The sequence below is a fragment of the Chelatococcus reniformis genome (assembly GCF_014640075.1).
GTDB lineage: Bacteria > Pseudomonadota > Alphaproteobacteria > Rhizobiales > Beijerinckiaceae > Camelimonas > Camelimonas reniformis.
The window spans coordinates 216,590-235,189 of record NZ_BMGG01000001.1 but is presented as its reverse complement, the minus strand read 5'-3'; the positions used below and the strand labels follow the sequence as shown (position 1 = coordinate 235,189).

Here is an 18,600-nt window from a genome sequence, read left to right as displayed (position 1 = left end):
CCGGGCGCCGGCCTGCGCGGGCGGCCTAAAGGCGGAAGTCCTCGCCCAGGTAGAGCCGCCGCACGTCCGGATTGGCGATCACGTCCTCGGCGCGGCCTTCCATCAGCACCTGTCCGGAGTGAATGATGTAGGCGCGGTCCACGAGTCCGAGCGTCTCGCGGACGTTGTGGTCGGTGATGAGCACGCCGATGCCGCGCCGGGTCAGCTGGCGGACGAGATCCTGGATGTCGCCGACGGCGATCGGGTCGATGCCGGCGAACGGCTCGTCGAGCAGCATGAACGACGGCCTGCCGGCGAGCGCCCGCGCGATTTCGCAGCGCCGGCGCTCGCCGCCCGACAGAGCGATCGATGGCGCCTTGCGCAGCCGCGCGATGTGGAATTCCTCCAGCAACTGGTCGAGCTCGCGCTCGCGCTCCTTGCGGTCGGGCTGCGTCACCTCCAGCACCGCGCGGATGTTGTCCTCGACGTTGAGGCCGCGGAAGATCGACGCCTCCTGCGGCAGATAGCCGATGCCCAGGCGCGCGCGTCGGTACATGGGCAGACGGGTGATATCGTGGCCATCCAGGCTGATGATGCCGCGATCGGCGGCCACCAGTCCGGTGATCATGTAGAAGATCGTCGTCTTGCCGGCGCCGTTGGGGCCGAGCAGGCCGACCGCTTCGCCGTTGCGCACGTTGAGCGCGGCCTCCTTCACCACCATGCGGCCGCCGTAGCTCTTCTGCAGGCCGTGCACCGCGAGGAGGCCGGCGGCGCCGAAGTGACCTGCCTCGGCTGGCCCATCCTCCTCCGGCGCGGACCCATCAGGTGCAGCGCGGCGCGCGGGCCGTCTCCGCTGTACCCCTTGCGCGAGCCGGCGAAGCAGGGGCGGGCGTGGGCGCGCCTGCGGCTCCGGGTCGACCGGCTCGAACGCGTACGTCGCCGCGTCGACCCCCGGGGTGTCGTCCACCTCGGGGATATAGTCGACATCCGGGCCGTTGCGGCCGCCGGCGGTCATGTCGTGCTGTGATAGGCGGCCCTGCCGCCTGGACAAGAGTGGGCTTTTCACCTGGGCCGTGCTCGCGTTATGCCTTCGCCCCCACCCCCGTGTTCCGGTCGGTGCTTAAACGACTGCCATCGGGCCTGCAAGGCAGCCGGCTCCGGTCGCCGGCCGGGCGCCGTGACGCCGGACTCGGGGCAGCGGAGCGCGTGCGGCCGAGCGGTCGAGCCGCTTCGATCGGGACATGCTCCTGCTGCTCCGCAGGGAGGTTGCAACCCCCGGGTCGGCGGGGGCGAAGCCGGGAGCAGCCCCGCCGCTCCACTTTCGCCCCGCTTCACTGCCACTGCGCCGCCCCCTTAGTTGGTCGCAGCGCTCTTGCCGCTCTTGGCCTTGGGCTGGCCGGGCTGTTGCTGGTCGCTGCCCGGCACCAACAGCGCCCTCACGCGCTCGCCCGGCTTGTTGACGACCGTCGCCTGGCTGGTGTTCAGGTCGTAGACGACGCTGTCGCCGGTGGTGACGTTGGGCCCCTGGCTCAGCTTGGCGTTGCCGTGAAGAACGACCTTGTTGGCCGTCTTGTCGTAGCTGGCGCTGTCGGCGGTGGCGATCTGGTCCTTGGAGATGACCGTCACCGGGCCGGCGCAGTCCAGCCGGCGCACGCCGTTGTCGGCGCCGGCGGCAGCCGGCTTGGGCGCCGCGGGCGCGGCAGGCTTGCCGCCCTGCTGGGACGCGGCGCTCTGCTCGTAGAATACGGTCAAGCTCGAGCAGCGCATGGTGGTCTCGCCCTGCACCGCCACGACATTGCCGGAGAAGACCGCCTTCTTGTCCTTATCGAAGACGTCGAGCCGATCGGAGTCGATCTTGATCGGCTCCTTGCTGCTGTTGCCCAGGCCGCCCAGGCCGCCCAGCGGCGGGCCGGACGCCGCGCCGGCCTTGGCCGGCTTACCCCCCTGGGCCATCGCCGCCGCGCCGGCCAGGGCCAGGGTGACGGCGATCGCAAGGGTCGCGAGGGAACGCGCGATCATTTGGCCTCTCCCGCACCCGCAGCGGCCGCCGGCGCGTGGCCGCCAGGCTCGGCGTGGTCCTTCGGCTTGTCCGCATCATTCATGAACAGCACCGTGCGCACCTGGCCCTCGAAGGCGATGCGCTTGCCGTTGTCGCGCAGGTCCATGGAGTTGGCGTCGACGGTGCTGCCGTCGTTGAGTGTGATCTTGACCGGCTCGTGGGTGACCACGCCGCCGCCCTTGAAGTCGACCTGGGCCGAACTGAGCACGGCGCGATAGCCGGAATCGGTCTTCACCTTGATGGCCCCGGCGAGCTGAAGCTGTTCGGCCTTCATGTCGTAGACGCCGGTGTCGGCCTCCAGGTGGGCGGAATTGTCGGTGTCCATGCCGAGCCGCGCCTTGATCTGCTGCAACTCGACCACATTGGGCTTGCGAACGTCCTGGGCGGCGGCGACGGCGGTGACCTCGTAGGGCTTGTTGTCCTTACGAAAGCCGGTGAGCTTGGGCTGCTCCATGGTCACTTTGGTCCCGGTCATCGAGATCGGGCCCATGGTGATGCCTTTCAGCCCGCCGAAGGGGTTGAACGCGCTGGCGATGATCAGCAGTACCACCGCAACGGCTGCGCCGATCGGAATAACGCGCCGCAGCAGGCGGACGTAGCCCGAATGATGTGCTGCCGCCCTATAGGCATCGGGCCTCGCCCGGCGGCCGCCGGTGCCGCGCGGCGGCTCCCAGGCGGGATCGCTATCGGGGGCCCACGTGCTCTCGCTCATCTGTCGTTCCGCGTCTCCATCTGCGTCGCCGCCAGCTCACGCTCCGGCATTCTTACATGCTGCGGCGCATTTTTGAACGCCCCCAACCTGCAGGGGTAATCGGGGCACTTTAGCGGCATGCTGGTGAATCAATGGTAGCACGACACGCAGCATGGTGCGTCGCCGGCCCGCTTGCAGATGGGGACGGACGGCCTGAATGCAACGGCGGCCCGTCGGCAGCTCAGCTGTGTGCGAAGATATCCTGCTCCTGCCAGCCGTGCAGGTCGAGCTCGGCGCGGGCAGGCAGAAATCCGAAGCAGGCCTCGGCGAGTGCCGTCCGGCCTTCGCGCGCGAGCATCTCGTCCAGCCTGGCCTTCAGCGCATGCAGGTGCAGCACGTCGGATGCGGCGTACGCCACCTGCGCCTCGCTCAGTTGGTCGGCCCCCCAGTCGGAGGACTGTTGCTGCTTGGACAGGTCGATCCCCAGGATCTCCCGGGTGAGATCCTTCAGGCCGTGCCGGTCGGTGTAGGTGCGCGTCAGGCGCGAGGCGATCTTGGTGCAGTAGACCGGCGTCGGCACGATGCCGAAGGCATGGCGCAGGACGCCGAGGTCGAAGCGGGCGTAGTGGAAGATCTTGAGCACGCCGGGGTCGGCCAGCACGCGCAGCAGGTTGATGGGCGGCGGGGCGCCGCGCAGGATCTGCACCACCTCGGCATTGCCGTCGCCGGCGGACAACTGCACCACGCACAGCCGGTCACGCAGGGGATTGAGGCCGAGGGTCTCGGTGTCGATGGCGACCGCCGCTCCGAACGCGATGTCGGCCGGCAGGTCGCCCCGATGAAGACGGATCGTCATGGGCTGCTGCTTCGCTCAGGCTGAGCGGGCGCGCCATGCGCCCGCCTCCCCGTCGCTTGCACGATTCTGGCCCCGGTGCAAACCGCGCCGTCGTAGGTGCTCGGCGTCGTCCTGGAAGCCGAGCTGCGCCAGCTCGATGCTTAGCGGACGTCGAGATTTCGCCGGCCATGGTTGACCAAACGATAACAACAGGGACACATTGCGGCCGATTAGCCGCCGTATAGGTCAGGTGCTGGAAGCTTCACCTTGGCCATACAGCGTGATGCGAAGACCGCCACAGGGCTCGTGTGGGCGTGAATAGGGGCGCGATGACATGACGATGCTGACTCGCGACGCACGTCCATCGACAGAGGCGCGCCACAAGCCATAGCGAGCAGAAGACGGGGGCGCCTGATTGGCTCGCGACAACAATTTCGAGCTGCTGCGGCTGTTTGGCGCGGCGCTCGTGGTCTATGGGCACGGTTTCATCCTGGCAGGGGCCATGGCGCCCGGCTTCGCGGCCAACGCCGTGTCGACGATCGGCGTCAAGATCTTCTTCTCGATCAGCGGTTACCTGATCGCGCTGAGCTGGCTGCGGGACCCCAATCCGGCGCGCTATCTGGAGCGGCGGGCGCTGCGCATTTTCCCGGCCCTGATCGCCGTCGTCGCCCTCTCCGCCTTCGTGCTCGGCCCGGCGTTGACCGCGCTGTCCGCCGCCGACTACGTCCGCCATCCGCTGACTTGGCACTATCTCTATAACATACTGCTCTATATCAATTTTTCCCTACCTGAGGTGTTCACGGGCAACACCTACCCCAGCGCCGTCAACGGCAACCTGTGGAGCCTGCCGGTCGAATTCGCCATGTATCTGGTGGCGCCGCCGCTGCTGCTTGCCCTGAGCCGGCGGCCGCGCGTGTTCGTCGCCGCGGCGCTGCTGTTCGCGCTCTTCGTCGTCTGGCGCGTTCGCGTGTCGCCGCCCGCTACGGTGTGGGTGGTGTATGCCACCGATGCGAACAATGCCCTCGGCCTGATGCCCTATTTCATCGTCGGCATGGTCATCGCCGTGCTCGGCGCGCGGATCCTCAACATCTATGCGGGCTTTGCCATGCTGATGGCGGTCGCGATGGTGGAGACCAGCGCGCCGGTCAAGGAACTGCTGCTGATTGGAGTGTTGCCCTACGCGATACTGGCGTTCGGGGTCGGACCGCGCCTGCCGGTCTTGCCGAAGGGATTGGACATCTCCTACGGCCTCTTCCTCTACAGCTTCCCCATCCAACAGACGATCAACCAGCTCTCCGGAAACCAGGTCGGGCCGTGGGCCATGGTTCTGCTGTCAATGACGCTGGCAGCGGTGCCGGCCACGCTGTCGTGGTATCTGATCGAACAGCCCTGCCTGCGGTTCAAGCCGGGCCGGGCACGCCGCCCGTCGCCGGGGTTGGCGTCCTCACCGCTCGGCTCGCCGGCGGCGGAGTAGCCGGCGCATCGCCCTTTCGCGCGGACTCGCCGCAGCTCGAAGGCAGTGCTCGAGGCGGGGATCATCGTTGCCCGCTGGCGTTGGCCGGCGTGCTGCTGAGCTTGCGGAAGAGTGGATCGAGGAGAGGAAGCGATGGCCCGGTGGACCGTTCAGCGGATAAGGCACTGGTAGGGTGCCATGGTGCCCAGGAAAGGACTCGAACCTTCACCTCTGTTACAAGACTGGTACCTGAAACCAGCGCGTCTACCAATTCCGCCACCTGGGCCTGCTTAGGAGCAGGGGGCCCGTTTAAGGGCGCCTCCCCCTCCTGTCAACGGCAATTCTCGGCTGGGCGCGCGAACGGTCACGCGCCTGTGGAAACCCGTGGCGGCTGCCCCACGTTCCGGAGCCGCCGCCCAGGGAGCCGACCGCCGCTCAGTAGCAGACGCGCACGTTCTGCACGTACACCCGGCCCCACTGATCGACGACCTGGCGGGGCTGCAAGGTGCAGCCGTAGCCGTAATAGGCCGGCGATGCGCTCGCCGCGACCGCGCCGGCCGCCAGAGCGCCGAGCGCGAGCCCGCCGGCCGCGTAGCCCCAGCCGGGCCGGCGATAGCCGTAGCCGTAGCCGTAGCGCCCGTAGCCGCCGCGCCAGGCCCCATAGCGCGGCCCGCCACGCCACCCCCCGTAGCGGGGGCCACCGCGCCAGCCGCCGCCATGCCAACCGCCGCCGCCGTGCCAACCCGGGCGGGCCTCGGCCGGCGTCGGCGCTGCCACGGTGCCGAATGTCAGGGCGCCGGCCGCCAACGCCGTGCCCAAAGCCAACTTCAAGGTCGAGAATGTCATCTGTTCCACTCCGTGCATCGCTTTATCGACCAACGCGAATGTGGATCGATGGTTCGCTCCGAATCGGGCCGAAACACGACCGGCTAGGGAAAGCTGGCATGGCGCGAGCAGGACTTCGGTGCTGTCGCGCACCCTGCGGCGGCGCGCCGTGCCTCCGTCGCCGGGCGGTGGTCAGACCGCCGGATCGGTGGCCGCCGGCCGGCTCAACCGGGCGATGAGGCGCGCCAGGGGCGGCCCGGTGACGATCACGGCCAGCAGCCGCAGGGTCTGTGCCGCGAGGACCAGAGGCACGTCCGCGTGGGTGCCGACGGCGATGATGGCGACGGCGTCGAGCCCGCCCGGCGTGGTCGCCAGGAAAGCGGTGAGCGGGTCCGTTCCGAGCATGAGATGGAGCACGACGGCGGAGCCGCCGCAAAGGGCGATGAGCGCGAAGGTGGCGAGCAGGAGCTGCGGCATGGCGCGGATCGCATGGAGCAGAACCTTCGGCGTGAAGCGCAGGCCGATATACCAGCCGATGGCGGCATAGGCGCAGGCCAGCAGGGGTTGCGGCAGCGTCAGCGGCACCAGCTCGGCGATGTGCAGGGCGCCGCCAACGACCATCGGCACCAGCATGCCGCCGGCGGGGATGCGCGCCTTTGCCCCGATGAAGGCGCCGATCCAGGCGATGAGCAGGGTGACCGCGACGGGCCCGATCTGGCTGGTCCAGGGGGCCACGTCATGGGGATGCGACGGCGCCAGCGCCACCGGCTCGGCGCCGAGCAGCAGCCGCGACACGAGCGAGGCGGTGAACACGACGCAGACGACGCGCAGGTACTGCATGAAGGCGACAAGCCGCGGATCGGCGCCGAACGCCTCGCCCATGGCGACCATGGCGGATGCGGCGCCGGGGGCCGAGCCCCAGGCCGCGGTCGCCCCCGGCAGCGTGCCGAGCCTGGTCAGGGCGGCGCCGACCAGGCCGCTGGCGATGACCGTCGTCAGCACGATCAGCAACATGGCCGGCCAGTCCTTGGCGATCGACCACAGGATCGAGGCGGTGATCGCCCGGGCCACCAGGCAGCCGACGATGCCCTGGGCCGCGATGAAGGCCGGCCGCGGCAGCGCCAGCTGGGCGCCGCAGACCGCGACGCAGATGGCGCCCAGCAACGGGCCCAGCAGCAGGGCCGCGGGCAGCTGCGCGGCGTGCAGTGCAACGCCGAAGACGCCGGACGCAAGGAAGAGCGCGACCCACTGCAGGGTCCTGGGCCAGGCGCGCACGGTTGCCGGTCAGCCCGACAAGAGGCCGGCGGACGGCGCCGGATGTGACGCGATGGGGAACAGAATCCGCAGCCCTTGGCCCATTGTCGAAACCGGTGAAATCGCGCATGTAGCCCAGCCGATATCACGACCGGGTCGAATTGCATGTCCGAGCGCCAGACGAGATTGACCCGTGCCGACTTCCGTCTGTTTCGGCCGATCCAGACCCGCTGGCTCGACAATGACGCCTACGGCCACGTCAACAACTCGGTCTATTATCATTACTTCGACACGGCCGTGAACGCCTACTTGATCGAGAACGGCCTGCTGTCGGTCACCGGCAGCGGTCCGATCGGCCTCGTCGTCGAGACGGCCTGCGTCTTCTTCGAGAGCGTAGCCTATCCCGAGCACCTGGAGGCCGGCCTGCGCATCACGCAGCTCGGGTCGTCCTCGGTGCGCTATTCGCTAGGCATCTTCCGCCTGGGCGACGACAAGGTCGCCGCCCAGGGGCGTTTCGTGCACGTTTACGTCGATCGCGAGAGCCGCCGCCCCGTGCCGATCCCCGAGGCGGCGCGTGCCGTGCTCGCACACCTGATCTGAGCGTTGCGAGCCTGTCCGTGCGCCGCAACCGGCCGGCGAGGGGCCCCGCTCAGGTCAGGTCGATCAGATGGGGGATCAGCGGCTCGTCGGCCGGGGGCATCGGATAGTCGCGGAGCTTGTTCGGCTTCACCCATTTGATGGCCTGGCCCTCGCGCGCGGCCACGATGCCCTCCCAGCGGCGGCAGACGTAGAGCGGCATCAGCAGGTGAAACTGCGCGTAGGCGTGGCTTGCGAAGGTCAGCGGGGCGAGGCACGGCTCCCTGACGGTGATGCCGAGCTCCTCGGCGAGCTCGCGGATGAGCGCCTGCTCCGGGCTTTCCGGCGGCTCCAGCTTGCCCCCCGGAAACTCCCACAGGCCGGCCATCGGCTTGCCCTCGGGGCGCTGCGCGATGAGGATGCGCCCGTCCGCATCGATGAGGGCGCAGGCGACGACAAGGAGCAGCTTCACGGCGCCGTCACGGTTGCTGCAAAGACCAGACGGTCTCCACGTCGGCGGCGATGGTCAGGGCGCCGACCTCGATCGGCACGGCCGCCCGCGGGGAGGCTGCCCGCATCATGCCGAACTCGGCCACAGGCGCCGCGCCGCGCGGTGGGTAGGTGATCACCATGATGCGGCCGACGCCGGCACCGGCTGCCTCCGCCAGGCGGTTCGCCGTCTTGCGCGCATCGGCCACCGCCTCCACGCGCAGCTCCTCGACGACCTTGTCGCGGCTGGCGACATCGAAACTCAGGCCATTGATGCGGTTGGCCCCGCCGGCGACGACCTCGGTGAGCAGGCTGCCGAGCTTGCCGAGGTCGCGGACGCGAACCGTGACGGTGTTGGTGGCGATGAAACCGTCGGGCTCCTGGGTGATCGACGAGGACGCCGCATCGCGCTTGTTGCGCATGTTCTCCGTCAGGTTGACCGCGCTGGTCTGGATATCCCTGGGTTCGATGCCGCTGCGCTTGGCGATGTCGATGACTTTCTGCGCATCGGCGGCATTGGCGGCCAGCGCGTCGCCGGGCTTGGGCGCCCGCGACGTCACGCCGAGCGACAGGCGCGCCATGTCCGGCACCATCTCGCGGGAGGCGTGGCCCTCGACGCGGACGACGCGATTTTCGCGCGGCGCCGGCTCCTGCGCCACAGCGGTCGTGGCGGCCACCAGCGCGCCGGCGAGCGCCAGGGGCGGCGTGAGAATTGACCTGATCATGACCGGTAGTCTCCGTTGATGGTGACGTACTCCTTGGTCAGGTCGCATGTCCAAACCGTGGCCGAAGCGCGGCCGAGGCCGAGCTCGACGGTGATCGTGACCTCGTCCCCCCGCATGTAGGCCGAGGTTTGCTTCTCGTTATAATCGGGGTCGCGGGCTCCTTGAGCGGCGACCCGGATGTCGCCAAAGAAGATGGCGAGCTTGTCGCGGTCGGCCGGCTCGCCGGCCTTGCCGACGGCCATGACGACGCGGCCCCAATTGGCGTCCTCGCCGGCGACCGCGGTCTTCACCAGCGGCGAGTTGGCGATCGAGAAGGCGATGCGACGCGCCGAGCGCTCAGTGGTGGCGCCCTTGACCGTGACGGTGATGAGCTTGCGTGCCCCTTCGCCGTCGCGGGCGACCTGTTGGGCGAGGTCGAGCAGCAGGTCGTCGAGCGCCGCGCGGAAGGGCGCCAGGCGCCGGTCGCCGGCGGTGCCGATGAGCGGCGCGCCCTGCGCGGCGGCGGCACCGGTGGCGAACAGCAGCAGCGTGTCCGAGGTAGAGGTGTCGCCGTCGACGGTCACGCAGTTGAACGACTTGTCCGTCCCTCTCTTCAGCAGCGACTGCAGCACGGGCGAGGCGATCGGCGCGTCGGTCGCCACGAACGACAGCATCGTCGCCATGTCGGGGGCGATCATGCCGGCGCCCTTGGCCATGCCGTTGATGACGACGTCGACGCCGCCTAGCGAGACCGTCCGGGTCGCGACCTTGGGGAAGGTGTCGGTGGTCATGATCGCCCGGGCCGCGTCGGTCCAGTGATCGCCTGTCGCCCGCTGCGCGCAGGCATCGAGCACGCCCTCGAACTTGTCCGCATCGAGCGGCTCCCCGATGACGCCGGTCGAGGCGAGGAAGACCTGGCCCGGCCGGCAGGCGGCGGCCTTGGCTGCGAGCTTGGCCGTCAGCTCCACCGCCTTGCGCCCCTTCAGTCCGGTGAAGGCATTGGCGTTGCCGGAGTTGACCACGAGCGCCCGCGCCTCGCCGCCCGGCAGCTTGGCCCGGCACCAGTCGACCGCCGCCGACGGGCATTTGGATCGCGTCAGCACGCCGGCGACGCCCGTGCCCCGATCGAACAGCGCCAGCAAGACATCGGTGCGCCCCGCGTAGCGGATGCCCGCCTCGGCCGTGGCGAAGCGAACGCCCGGCACCGTCGGCATGGACGGGACGGTCTTGGGGGCAAGGGGAGACACACTCGGCGGCATCAGGCGCTCCTTCGCCGTCGTGGCGGACGCCACAACGGCCCTCTCTAGATGTGACGAATGTCGACCGCGAGCCTCGGGGTGCGATCCGCCCGCAGTCTCGCGTGAGGTGCTATTTCGGTGCCGGCGGGCGCGCGGTGGGCTCCGCTCCCTCCCCCTTGCCGCCACGGAGGGCGGAGTCGGGCTTGGGCGGCGCGTCGAGGCGCTCGATCGTCGCTTTGGCGCGCAGGGCCAGGATGCGATCCTGCTGCGCCTTGCGCGAGACATAGGCCTCGACTTCGTTCTTGACGGCGTCGAAGGCTGGAACCGGCTTGGTGCGGCGCTCCTCGACCTCGATGACGTGCCAGCCGAACGGGCTCTTGACCGGCTCGGAAACGTCTCCCGGCTTCAGCTTGAAGGCCACCTCGGCAAACTCCGGCACCATCTGGTCCTTGGTGAACCAGCCGAGCTCGCCGCCGTCCTTGGCCGAGCCCGGGTCCTTGGAAAGCTCGGCGGCAACCCTCTTGAAGTCTTCTCCCCCCTTGATCTTGGCGTAGGCCTTCTTGGCCAGTTCCTCGCTGTCGACCAGGATGTGACGGGCGCGCACCTCTTCCTGCGGCTTCACGTCCTTGACCGTCTGCTCGTACATCTTGCGGGCCGCTTCCGGCGTTGCCGCCTTCTTGGCCTCCTGCGCAAGGTACTCGTCGAGCAGCAGCTTGTTGCGGTTGTAGGAGAGCTTGCGGGCGAAGTCGGGCGTATCGCCGATCTTGGCCTCGGTCGCGGCCTGGGAGCCGATGGTGAGATCGATCAGATAGCTCAGCAGATAGTCGCGCTTCTGATCCTCGGGGACGCGCGGCAGCCGGTCCGCCATGTCCTCGGCGGCGACGTCCAGGTCACGCTGGGTGATCGGTGTGCCGTTGACGCGCGCCAGCACCTTGTCGGGATCGGGGGCCGCCTTGACCTGCGCGGGCTGGGCCACTTTGGCGTCCGGCACCGGCCTATCCGGCGTGGCGGGGGCCGCGACCGCGGGCTTGGCGGGAGGCTGCTGCGCGGCGGCGCCCTGCAGAGGGCCCGCAACCGCTGCCAGCGCCAGACATGAAAGCAAGGCTGCGCGGTAGCCGGGGGTCATCATGCAACATCTCGTCGATCGGGCGAGCCCAAGGGCGCTCGCCGGGCATGAGTGGCCGAACGCGCAGCGCTTGGCAAGCGCCACGATGGTCGGCGGCGGCCTGTCTGCGCGCCGTGGTCTTGTCCCGCCCAGGGTGCGGCGGCCGCCGGCGACCGCTACGGCTTCCAGGCGTCGGCCGGGGCTGCCTCGTCCGCGTCGTGGCGCGCATCGTCGATGATTTGCAGCAGGCGGCGCAGCACGTCGTCGACGCCTTCGCGCGAGGCCGACGAGAGCAGCAGCGGCGGCCGGCCGGCGGCGGCCGCGAGCTCCGCGCACCGCTCGGCCCTGGTCTCCGGGTCGAGGGCATCGACCTTGGACAGGGCGACGATCTCGGGCTTGTCGGCAAGCTCGGCCCCGTAGGCGACGAGCTCGGCCCGGACGGTCGCGTAGGCGGCGGCGACATCCTCCGCCGTTCCGTCGACCAGGTGCAGCAGCACGCGGCATCGCTCGATGTGGCCGAGAAAGCGGTCGCCTAGGCCGAGGCCCTCGTGCGCACCCTCGATCAGGCCGGGGATGTCGGCCAACACGAATTCGCGACCGGCCACGGCGACGACGCCCAGCCCGGGGTGAAGGGTGGTGAACGGGTAGTCGGCGATCTTCGGCTTGGCAGCCGTGACGGCGGCGAGGAAGGTGGACTTGCCTGCGTTGGGCAGGCCGACCAGCCCGGCGTCGGCGATGAGCTTCAGCCGGAGCCAGATCCACAGCTCCTGGCCTGCGAGGCCCGGATTGGCTCTTCGTGGCGCCTGGTTCGTCGACGTCTTGAAATGGGCGTTGCCGAAGCCGCCGTTGCCGCCCTCGGCCAGGCAGACACGCTGGCCCACGGCGGTGAGATCGGCGAGCAGCGTCTCGCCGTCCTCGGCCAGTACTTCGGTGCCTGCCGGCACCTTGAGGATGACGTCGTTGCCCCTGGCGCCGGCACGGTTGCGGCCCATGCCGTGCACGCCCGGCCGGGCCTTGAAATGCTGCTGGTAGCGGTAGTCGATCAGCGTGTTGAGGCCTTCCACGCATTCGATCCAGACGTCGCCGCCGCGCCCGCCGTCACCCCCGTCCGGGCCGCCGAACTCGATGAACTTCTCCCGGCGGAACGAGACGCAGCCGGCACCGCCGTCGCCGGAGCGGACATAGACCTTGGCTTGATCGAGGAACTTCATGACATTTCGCAGGTCTGCGGCGAGGCACCGCGAAGCGCCCCGCAGCGGAGCAGCGAGGCCGGATTGGTTGTCCGCAAGGGTGCGGCCGACGAGAGCGCTTGCTTCCGATCGGCTTGCCCGCCCGGTCGGAAGCAAGCGCTCCGGATTCAATAAGTCGAGCACCTTCTAGCCGATCAGATGATTCCATCCGATCGGGAAATGCTCTAGAGCGCTTCCCGGGCGGGTGGATACCTTCCCGGGAAGAAACGCACCACGCTTCGAACCTGGAGCATGATCCGGCCGGATACCACATCCGGGCGGCACATGCGCCCGGTCTGGTGATCCTGCAAGCCTCATAATCCAGAAAAGCCATGGCCGTCCAATCGCCCGCGTCGACCTCCACCGCCCTGCGAGGCTCAGGCCACGCCACCGGCATCCTGTTCATGCTCGCCGGCGTATTCCTGTTCGCCATCAACGACGTGGCGGCCAAATGGCTGCTCGGCAGCTATGGCATCGGCCAGGTCATCCTGATCCGGACCGTCGTGGCCATGGCCATCCTCGCGCCGTTGCTCGTCCGCGCCGGCCTGGCCCCCTGGCGGACGGCGCCGAAACCGGGCCTGCAGGTGCTGCGGGCCCTGTTCTCGACGCTCGAGATCGTCCTGTTCTACGCCGCGGTGATCTACCTGCCGGTGGCAGACGCGGTGACCTTCTATCTGGCGAGCCCGATCTACGTCACTATTCTCGCCGCCCTGCTGCTGGGCGAGCGGGGCGATCTCGTCCGGTGGCTCGCTGTGGCGGCGGGCTTCGTCGGCGTTTTGATCGCCATGGAGCCATCGCGAGCCAGCATCAGTTGGCCTGCGGTCATCGTCATCCTGGGCAGCCTGATCTTCTCCGGCCTGATGATCCTGACACGCTACCTCAGAGGCACGTCCGACCTGGTGCTGGTCACCAGCACGAACATCGGCCTGCTCCTCGTCGGCGTGCTTGCTCTGCCCTTCGGCGGCTGGGTCACGCCGCCGTCCGGCGATCTGCTGCTGCTTGCCGGCGTCGGTGTCATCGCGCTCGCCGCGCATATGAGCGTGAACCGCTCGCTCAAGTTCGCGCCAGCCTCCACCGTGGTGCCCTACCAATACCTGCTCATCGTCTGGGCGCTGATCTTCGGCTACCTGGTCTTCGGCGACCAACCCCGCCTGGCCACCCTGGCCGGCGCCGTACTGATCATCGCCGCCGGGCTCGTGATCTTCGTGCGGGAGCAGCAGGTCGACGGCCGCGACGAGGCATTGCCGCCACCGCCGTAGGGCTTCGCCCTCGGCGGTCGCGCCCGGCGCGCTTCCTGGTCGGGTGGACCCACCCGACCAGAGAGAAGCGCTCCGCATTCAAATACTTAGAGCATTCCAGCCGATCAGACGGTTCCTTCTGATCGAGACAAGTCTCTAGAGCGTTTTCGAGCGAAGTGGACGCCGGTTCGCGTGAAGAAAGCGCGTTAAATCAAACAGATAGAGCATTTCGACGATTCGAAGAGACGCGGAAATGCTCTATCCGGCCATCTCGGGCTGGACGCGCAACGCATCCTTGGGCGCTTCGTCCGCCTGGCCGCGACGCAGTGCGAGCCAACCCTTGCGGGTCAGGCGCATGCGGTGCACCGGAAACAGCCCGCCGCGCGCCGGAAACAGCGACAACGCGGTGCCGTAGGTCCGGAACCCTGCCTTTTCCAGGACATGGCGGGATGCGCCGTTGGACGAGCGCGCCTCGGCGGTCACGGCCGGCGCGTCGGCGTGCTCGAAGGCCGCCGCGACCATGGCGCGCGCCGCCTCGGTGGCGAGGCCACGGCCCCAGTGGTCGCTCCCCAGCCAGAAGCCGAGAAACGGCTCAGCCAGCTGTTCGGCGACCGCCGCTCCCGACGGCGTCTCGTGCAGGGCGATGGCGCCCAGCAACTCGCGCGGCTTGCGCCGGTTGATGATGGCCAAGGTCAAGCCCGCGCCGCCGGCGTTGGCGAGCCGCGCCGCGAGAATGAACGCCGCGGCGGCGCCCGACGGGTAGGGATGGGGGATGAGAGCGGTCATCTCGGCGACGGCGCGATCGCCGGCCAGCCGCTCGATGGCGGCGCCGTCCGCCAGCCGCGGCCAGCGCAGCAGCAGCCGCTCGGTCTCGATGACGAAGCCGTCGTCGATGGTCTCGCGCGTGAACATGGGGTCCGCTCCAGCCGACATGCAGGGTGATCTAGCAACCCCCATGCCGCAAAATGACGAAAGGGAGATGGCACCCCATCTCCCTCGTCACGGACCCGTCTTCGGCACTCGCAAGATGACCTGAGACGCTGCGTCCGCCGGGCGCTGGGATGCCGGCGGAACGCTTGCCTCGGTGCGAGCGCTCGCCGTTATTCGGCTGCCGTTTTGGCGGCTGCGGCCGCCGCTGCCGGCTCGATCGATACGATCGATCGCCCGAGCTTGGTACCGAAGCGGACCCGGCCGGCCGTCAGGGCGAACAGCGTATGGTCCTTGCCGACGCCGACATTGACGCCGGGATGCACCCTGGTGCCGCGTTGGCGAATGATGATGTTGCCGGCAATGACGGCTTCGCCGCCGAACTTCTTGACGCCGAGACGGCGGCCGTCGGAATCGCGGCCGTTGCGCGAGGAGCCGCCTGCCTTTTTATGAGCCATCGAATGTCTCCGTTATATGCTGGCCGGGCCGCGGCTCAGGCGCTGATGCCGGTGATGCGCACGACCGTGTGGTCCTGGCGGTGACCGCGCTTGCGCTTGGAGTTCTGGCGGCGGCGCTTCTTGAAGGCGATCACCTTCTCGCCGCGCCCGTGCCGCACGATCTCGGCGGCGACCGAGGCGCTCGCGACAGCCTGCGCGCCGACGGCGACATTCTCGTCGCCTGCGAGCAGCAGCACGTCGAAGGAGACCGCGTCGCCCGCCTCGCCGGCGAGCTTGGCGACGGTAATGGTGTCGTTGGCGGCAACGCGATACTGCTTGCCGCCGGTCTTGATGACTGCGAACATCGTTCTCTTCCGTGTTCCACCCGGCCTCGAGCCCATGGCTCCGGCCGGCTTCTTGGCAGCCCGTTTCCGGTCCGGGATGCCTGCGTACGTTGACGCAGGCGCGAAAAACAACGGGCGCGGGTCTCCCCGCGCCTGAAGCGTGCTTTCTAATCGCAGACGGGCGCCGCTGTCAACGGTCGGATGCTATCGGGCCTGCCGAGACCGAACCGGCCTGCTAGGTCGTCCCGCATCGCCGAAGGCCGCGGCCACGGCCTTTGGTGGCTGACCCTCATCAAGGCCGCGCCGCACCAAAAGGCCGCGCCGCACCAACTCGGCTCGGATGTAGACTGTCAGCCGGGCATTCTTGTGGACGTTCATCCGACCCTCTCGTGAGATCCTGTAGCTTCGCAACCACAGCTTCCCCGGACCGGGTCGGTGGACAACCTATTGAGAGCTCACATCTAGCTCGCCGCCGCCCGGCGCGCCATGGCCGTCCGACGGTAGAGATAGTAGCGTCCCTTGTCCGCCTCGGCCGGCACCGGCTGAGGCGCGAGACCTTCCGCGGTGAGCCGTTGATCGCTGGTGATGATGCCGCCCTCCGCCAGCATCGGCACGATCAGCGGGCCGAGCCAGGCCGCCAGCCGGGCGTTCGCGGTCTCATCGCCGGAGCCGACGTCCGCATGGATGAGGGCGGCGGGCCCACCCAGCCGCGTCACGGCCCCGGGCAGCGTCTCGGCGAAGTCGCCGACGACCAGATAGCCGGCCGCTGGCGTGCACAGCGGATGGGCTGCCGGGGCGCGCTCGAACACGTAGATGCGGCGCTCCGGCAGGATCTGCCGCAGATGGTCGTAGGTGCGTCCATTGCCGAGCCCCAGCTCGACGACGGGGCCCGGTACGCCGCCCACCAGGACGGCGGCGCGGTCGAGGCAGGCTCGCTGGGCCAGCAGCCGGCGGATGAAGCTGTCGAGGCGCGACACGGATGCTCAAATGCCGGGCGAGGCGGGTCAGGGCTTGTTGGCGAGCTTGTCCAGGCGGGCCTGCATGTCCGTCACCTGCCGCTTGAGCTCCGTCAGCTCCGCATCGCTTGGTGCCGGGCTCTGCGGATCGCCTCCGGGGGTGAACGGCACGAACATGCGCAGCGCCTCCTGAAATACCGTCATGTTGGCGCGGGCCTGGTCCTGCAGGGCCTGGAAGGCGGCCGCGGGGCCGAACGTCTTGGACAACTGCTCGCGAAACTTCGCCTGATCTTTAGCCAGGTTCTCGATCGAGAACTCGAGATAGCTTGGCACCAGGGCCTGGAGGCTGTCGCCGTAAAAGCGGATGAGCTGACGCAGGAATGTCACCGGCAGCAGGTTCTGCTGGCCGACCTTGCTCTCCTCCTCGAAAATGATCTGGGTCAGCACGGAGCGGGTGATGTCTTCGCCGGTCTTGGCGTCATAGACGAGGAAGTCGTCGCCGGCGCGCACCATCTTGGCCAGGTCTTCGAGCGTGACGTAGGTGCTCGTACCCGTATGATAAAGGCGACGGTTGGCGTACTTCTTGATTGTCGTCGGTTGCTTCTCGTTGGCCATGGCGCTCCTGCTGGGGAAGGCGGCACCGTGGGGGTTGCCTCGGATCACGGATGGGCCTCGCTGCCGAACGATAGGGCTTCTGCTGCTGTTTGGAAAATAATATTGTGCAACGGAGAGGCATTTCCGTGCGGCCGGCCGCTCCGGTCTGCGCTAGATCATTATGAGCCCCTCGGCCCGGGGCAACTTCGGCTGGACAGATGCTCCGCCGTTTTGCAAAGGGGCGGAGGCATAACCAACTCTGGTCGAGACCAGGGATCGAGAGGAATGCACCCATGGCTGCTTCGGACATTGTCATTGTCAGCGCTGCGCGCACCCCGGTCGGTGCCTTCAACGGCGCGTTCGCTGCGACCCCTGCGCACGAGCTCGGTGCCACGGCCATCAAGGCGGCGCTGACGCGCGCCAAGGTCGAGGCCGGCGAGGTGGACGAAGTCATCCTGGGGCAGGTGCTGACGGCGGCGCAGGGGCAGAACCCGGCCCGCCAGGCGGCGATGCAGGCGGGCGTGCCGGTCGAGAAGACGGCGTGGGGTCTCAATCAGGTGTGCGGCTCGGGCCTGCGCACGGTCGCCATCGGCATGCAGCAGATCGCCAGCGGCGATGCCTCCATCATCGTCGCCGGCGGCCAGGAATCCATGTCGCTGTCGCCCCATGCCCACCACATGCGGGGCGGCACCAAGATGGGCGGCGTCGAGTTCGTCGACACCATGATCAAGGACGGCCTGTGGGATGCGTTCCACGGCTATCACATGGGCAACACCGCCGAAAATGTCGCCCAGAAGTGGCAGATCTCGCGCGAAGCGCAGGACGCTTTTGCCGTGGCTTCGCAGAACAAGGCGGAGGCCGCCAAGAAGGCCGGAAAGTTCAAGGATGAGATCGTGCCGGTCACGATCGCCTCGCGCAAGGGCGACATCATCGTCGACACCGACGAATACATCCGTGACGGCGCCACCATCGATCAGGTCGCCAAGCTGCGTCCCGCCTTTACCAAGGACGGTACCGTCACCGCTGCCAATGCATCCGGCCTCAACGACGGCGCCGCGGCGCTCGTCCTGATGACCGCGGCCGAAGCCGAAAAGCGCGGCCTCACGCCGCTCGCCCGCATTGCCTCGTGGGCGACGGCCGGCGTCGAGCCTGCGGTCATGGGCTCGGGCCCGATTCCGGCCGCCCGCAAAGCGCTCGAGAAGGCCGGTTGGAAGGTGCAGGACCTCGATCTGGTCGAGGCCAACGAAGCATTCGCCGCCCAGGCGCTGGCGGTGAACAAGGACGTGGGCTGGGATCCGGCGATCGTCAACGTCAACGGCGGAGCGATCGCCATCGGCCATCCCATCGGCGCCTCCGGCGCCCGCATCCTGGTGACGCTGCTGCACGAGATGCAGCGTCGCGACGCGAAGAAGGGCCTGGCGACCCTGTGCATCGGTGGCGGCATGGGCATCGCCCTCACCGTCGCGCGCTAGAGCGCTTCGCTTAGGCGTCAAGCTCCGCCCGAGCGGATCATCTGATCGGGCGCCAGACTTCTTGCACCGGTCGTCCGCCGCGCGAGCGGCGGCCGACCGGCCTGTGCCGGCATTATTACAACGTAGCACTTGCGGTTTTCGGATCGTTGCGTCAGTAACCATATGGCTGGCGCATACGCCGGCTACATCGGCTTA

Annotated in this window: 20 protein-coding genes and 1 tRNA gene; 4 read left to right on the top strand and 17 right to left on the bottom strand. The window is 68.6% G+C overall.

Annotated features, from left to right (window positions below; all coding sequences use genetic code 11):
* Positions 1 to 25 precede the first annotated feature (25 nt).
* The 4 genes from lptB to IEW34_RS01050 all read right to left on the bottom strand — a co-directional run bounded on the left by lptB (position 26) and on the right by IEW34_RS01050 (position 3,585).
* Positions 26 to 994, bottom strand: coding sequence for an LPS export ABC transporter ATP-binding protein (gene lptB, locus IEW34_RS01065; RefSeq protein WP_244641668.1), 969 nt, complete (start codon positions 992 to 994; stop codon positions 26 to 28).
* Between the two features lie 338 nt (positions 995 to 1,332).
* Positions 1,333 to 1,998 carry an LptA/OstA family protein gene (locus IEW34_RS01060; RefSeq protein ID WP_188607281.1) on the bottom strand — a complete coding sequence of 222 codons (666 nt, stop codon included), beginning with the start codon at positions 1,996 to 1,998 and terminating at the stop codon, positions 1,333 to 1,335.
* A complete protein-coding gene (lptC, locus tag IEW34_RS01055) occupies positions 1,995 to 2,750 on the bottom strand; it encodes an LPS export ABC transporter periplasmic protein LptC (RefSeq protein ID WP_188607280.1) in 756 nt (251 codons plus the stop codon). The genes IEW34_RS01060 and lptC overlap by 4 nt, the downstream gene beginning before the upstream one ends.
* Before the next feature lie 220 nt (positions 2,751 to 2,970).
* Positions 2,971 to 3,585 (bottom strand): ribonuclease D, encoded by a 615-nt coding sequence (locus IEW34_RS01050; protein WP_188607279.1) that lies wholly within the window; start codon positions 3,583 to 3,585, stop codon positions 2,971 to 2,973.
* Between the two features lie 394 nt (positions 3,586 to 3,979).
* Here IEW34_RS01050 and IEW34_RS01045 point away from each other — a divergent pair, with 394 nt between their 5' ends.
* A complete protein-coding gene (locus IEW34_RS01045) occupies positions 3,980 to 5,038 on the top strand; it encodes an acyltransferase family protein (RefSeq protein ID WP_188607278.1) in 1,059 nt (352 codons plus the stop codon).
* 178 nt (positions 5,039 to 5,216) lie between these two features.
* Here IEW34_RS01045 and IEW34_RS01040 read toward each other — a convergent pair.
* From IEW34_RS01040 to IEW34_RS01030, 3 genes are all read right to left on the bottom strand, one after another.
* Positions 5,217 to 5,303: transfer RNA gene (locus tag IEW34_RS01040), tRNA-Leu, on the bottom strand.
* A gap of 149 nt (positions 5,304 to 5,452) precedes the next feature.
* Complete coding sequence (locus tag IEW34_RS01035; RefSeq protein ID WP_188607277.1) at positions 5,453 to 5,863, bottom strand: hypothetical protein; 411 nt, start codon at positions 5,861 to 5,863, stop codon at positions 5,453 to 5,455.
* A 171-nt stretch (positions 5,864 to 6,034) separates the two neighbouring features.
* Positions 6,035 to 7,117, bottom strand: a complete 1,083-nt coding sequence (locus tag IEW34_RS01030; RefSeq protein ID WP_188607276.1) for an AbrB family transcriptional regulator — start codon at positions 7,115 to 7,117, stop codon at positions 6,035 to 6,037.
* 144 nt (positions 7,118 to 7,261) lie between these two features.
* On the opposite strand from IEW34_RS01030, the gene IEW34_RS01025 reads away from it, so the two are divergent.
* The gene (locus tag IEW34_RS01025; protein WP_188607275.1) at positions 7,262 to 7,696 is read left to right on the top strand and encodes an acyl-CoA thioesterase; all 435 of its coding nucleotides are present in this window, start codon (positions 7,262 to 7,264) and stop codon (positions 7,694 to 7,696) included.
* A gap of 49 nt (positions 7,697 to 7,745) precedes the next feature.
* Here IEW34_RS01025 and mutT read toward each other — a convergent pair whose 3' ends face one another.
* The 5 genes from mutT to obgE form a co-directional block, all read right to left on the bottom strand.
* Positions 7,746 to 8,144: an 8-oxo-dGTP diphosphatase MutT gene (mutT, locus tag IEW34_RS01020; RefSeq protein WP_188607274.1), complete on the bottom strand. Its 399-nt coding sequence runs from the start codon at positions 8,142 to 8,144 to the stop codon at positions 7,746 to 7,748.
* Between the two features lie 7 nt (positions 8,145 to 8,151).
* Positions 8,152 to 8,886, bottom strand: a complete 735-nt coding sequence (locus tag IEW34_RS01015) for an SIMPL domain-containing protein (protein ID WP_188607273.1) — start codon at positions 8,884 to 8,886, stop codon at positions 8,152 to 8,154.
* A complete protein-coding gene (argJ, locus tag IEW34_RS01010) occupies positions 8,883 to 10,124 on the bottom strand; it encodes a bifunctional glutamate N-acetyltransferase/amino-acid acetyltransferase ArgJ (RefSeq protein WP_188607272.1) in 1,242 nt (413 codons plus the stop codon). Before argJ ends, IEW34_RS01015 begins: the two co-directional genes overlap by 4 nt.
* A gap of 109 nt (positions 10,125 to 10,233) precedes the next feature.
* Positions 10,234 to 11,232: a peptidylprolyl isomerase gene (locus IEW34_RS01005; protein ID WP_244641667.1), complete on the bottom strand. Its 999-nt coding sequence runs from the start codon at positions 11,230 to 11,232 to the stop codon at positions 10,234 to 10,236.
* Positions 11,233 to 11,384: 152 nt separating this feature from the next.
* The gene (obgE, locus tag IEW34_RS01000) at positions 11,385 to 12,419 is read right to left on the bottom strand and encodes a GTPase ObgE (RefSeq protein ID WP_188607271.1); all 1,035 of its coding nucleotides are present in this window, start codon (positions 12,417 to 12,419) and stop codon (positions 11,385 to 11,387) included.
* A gap of 350 nt (positions 12,420 to 12,769) precedes the next feature.
* On the opposite strand from obgE, the gene IEW34_RS00995 reads away from it, so the two are divergent.
* On the top strand, positions 12,770 to 13,696 hold the full coding sequence (locus IEW34_RS00995) for a DMT family transporter (protein WP_188607270.1): 927 nt from the start codon (positions 12,770 to 12,772) through the stop codon (positions 13,694 to 13,696).
* 237 nt (positions 13,697 to 13,933) lie between these two features.
* Here the strand turns inward: IEW34_RS00995 and IEW34_RS00990 are convergent, their stop codons facing one another.
* From IEW34_RS00990 to phaR, 5 genes are all read right to left on the bottom strand, one after another.
* On the bottom strand, positions 13,934 to 14,587 hold the full coding sequence (locus IEW34_RS00990) for a GNAT family N-acetyltransferase (protein ID WP_188607269.1): 654 nt from the start codon (positions 14,585 to 14,587) through the stop codon (positions 13,934 to 13,936).
* 188 nt (positions 14,588 to 14,775) lie between these two features.
* The gene (rpmA, locus tag IEW34_RS00985; RefSeq protein ID WP_188607268.1) at positions 14,776 to 15,060 is read right to left on the bottom strand and encodes a 50S ribosomal protein L27; all 285 of its coding nucleotides are present in this window, start codon (positions 15,058 to 15,060) and stop codon (positions 14,776 to 14,778) included.
* Between the two features lie 35 nt (positions 15,061 to 15,095).
* Positions 15,096 to 15,404, bottom strand: coding sequence for a 50S ribosomal protein L21 (gene rplU, locus IEW34_RS00980; RefSeq protein ID WP_188607267.1), 309 nt, complete (start codon positions 15,402 to 15,404; stop codon positions 15,096 to 15,098).
* 440 nt (positions 15,405 to 15,844) lie between these two features.
* The gene (locus IEW34_RS00975) at positions 15,845 to 16,360 is read right to left on the bottom strand and encodes a class I SAM-dependent methyltransferase (RefSeq protein ID WP_188607266.1); all 516 of its coding nucleotides are present in this window, start codon (positions 16,358 to 16,360) and stop codon (positions 15,845 to 15,847) included.
* A gap of 27 nt (positions 16,361 to 16,387) precedes the next feature.
* A complete protein-coding gene (gene phaR, locus IEW34_RS00970; protein ID WP_188607917.1) occupies positions 16,388 to 16,954 on the bottom strand; it encodes a polyhydroxyalkanoate synthesis repressor PhaR in 567 nt (188 codons plus the stop codon).
* A gap of 272 nt (positions 16,955 to 17,226) precedes the next feature.
* Here phaR and IEW34_RS00965 point away from each other — a divergent pair, with 272 nt between their 5' ends.
* Complete coding sequence (locus tag IEW34_RS00965) at positions 17,227 to 18,405, top strand: acetyl-CoA C-acetyltransferase (protein ID WP_188607265.1); 1,179 nt, start codon at positions 17,227 to 17,229, stop codon at positions 18,403 to 18,405.
* Positions 18,406 to 18,600: the final 195 nt, after the last annotated feature.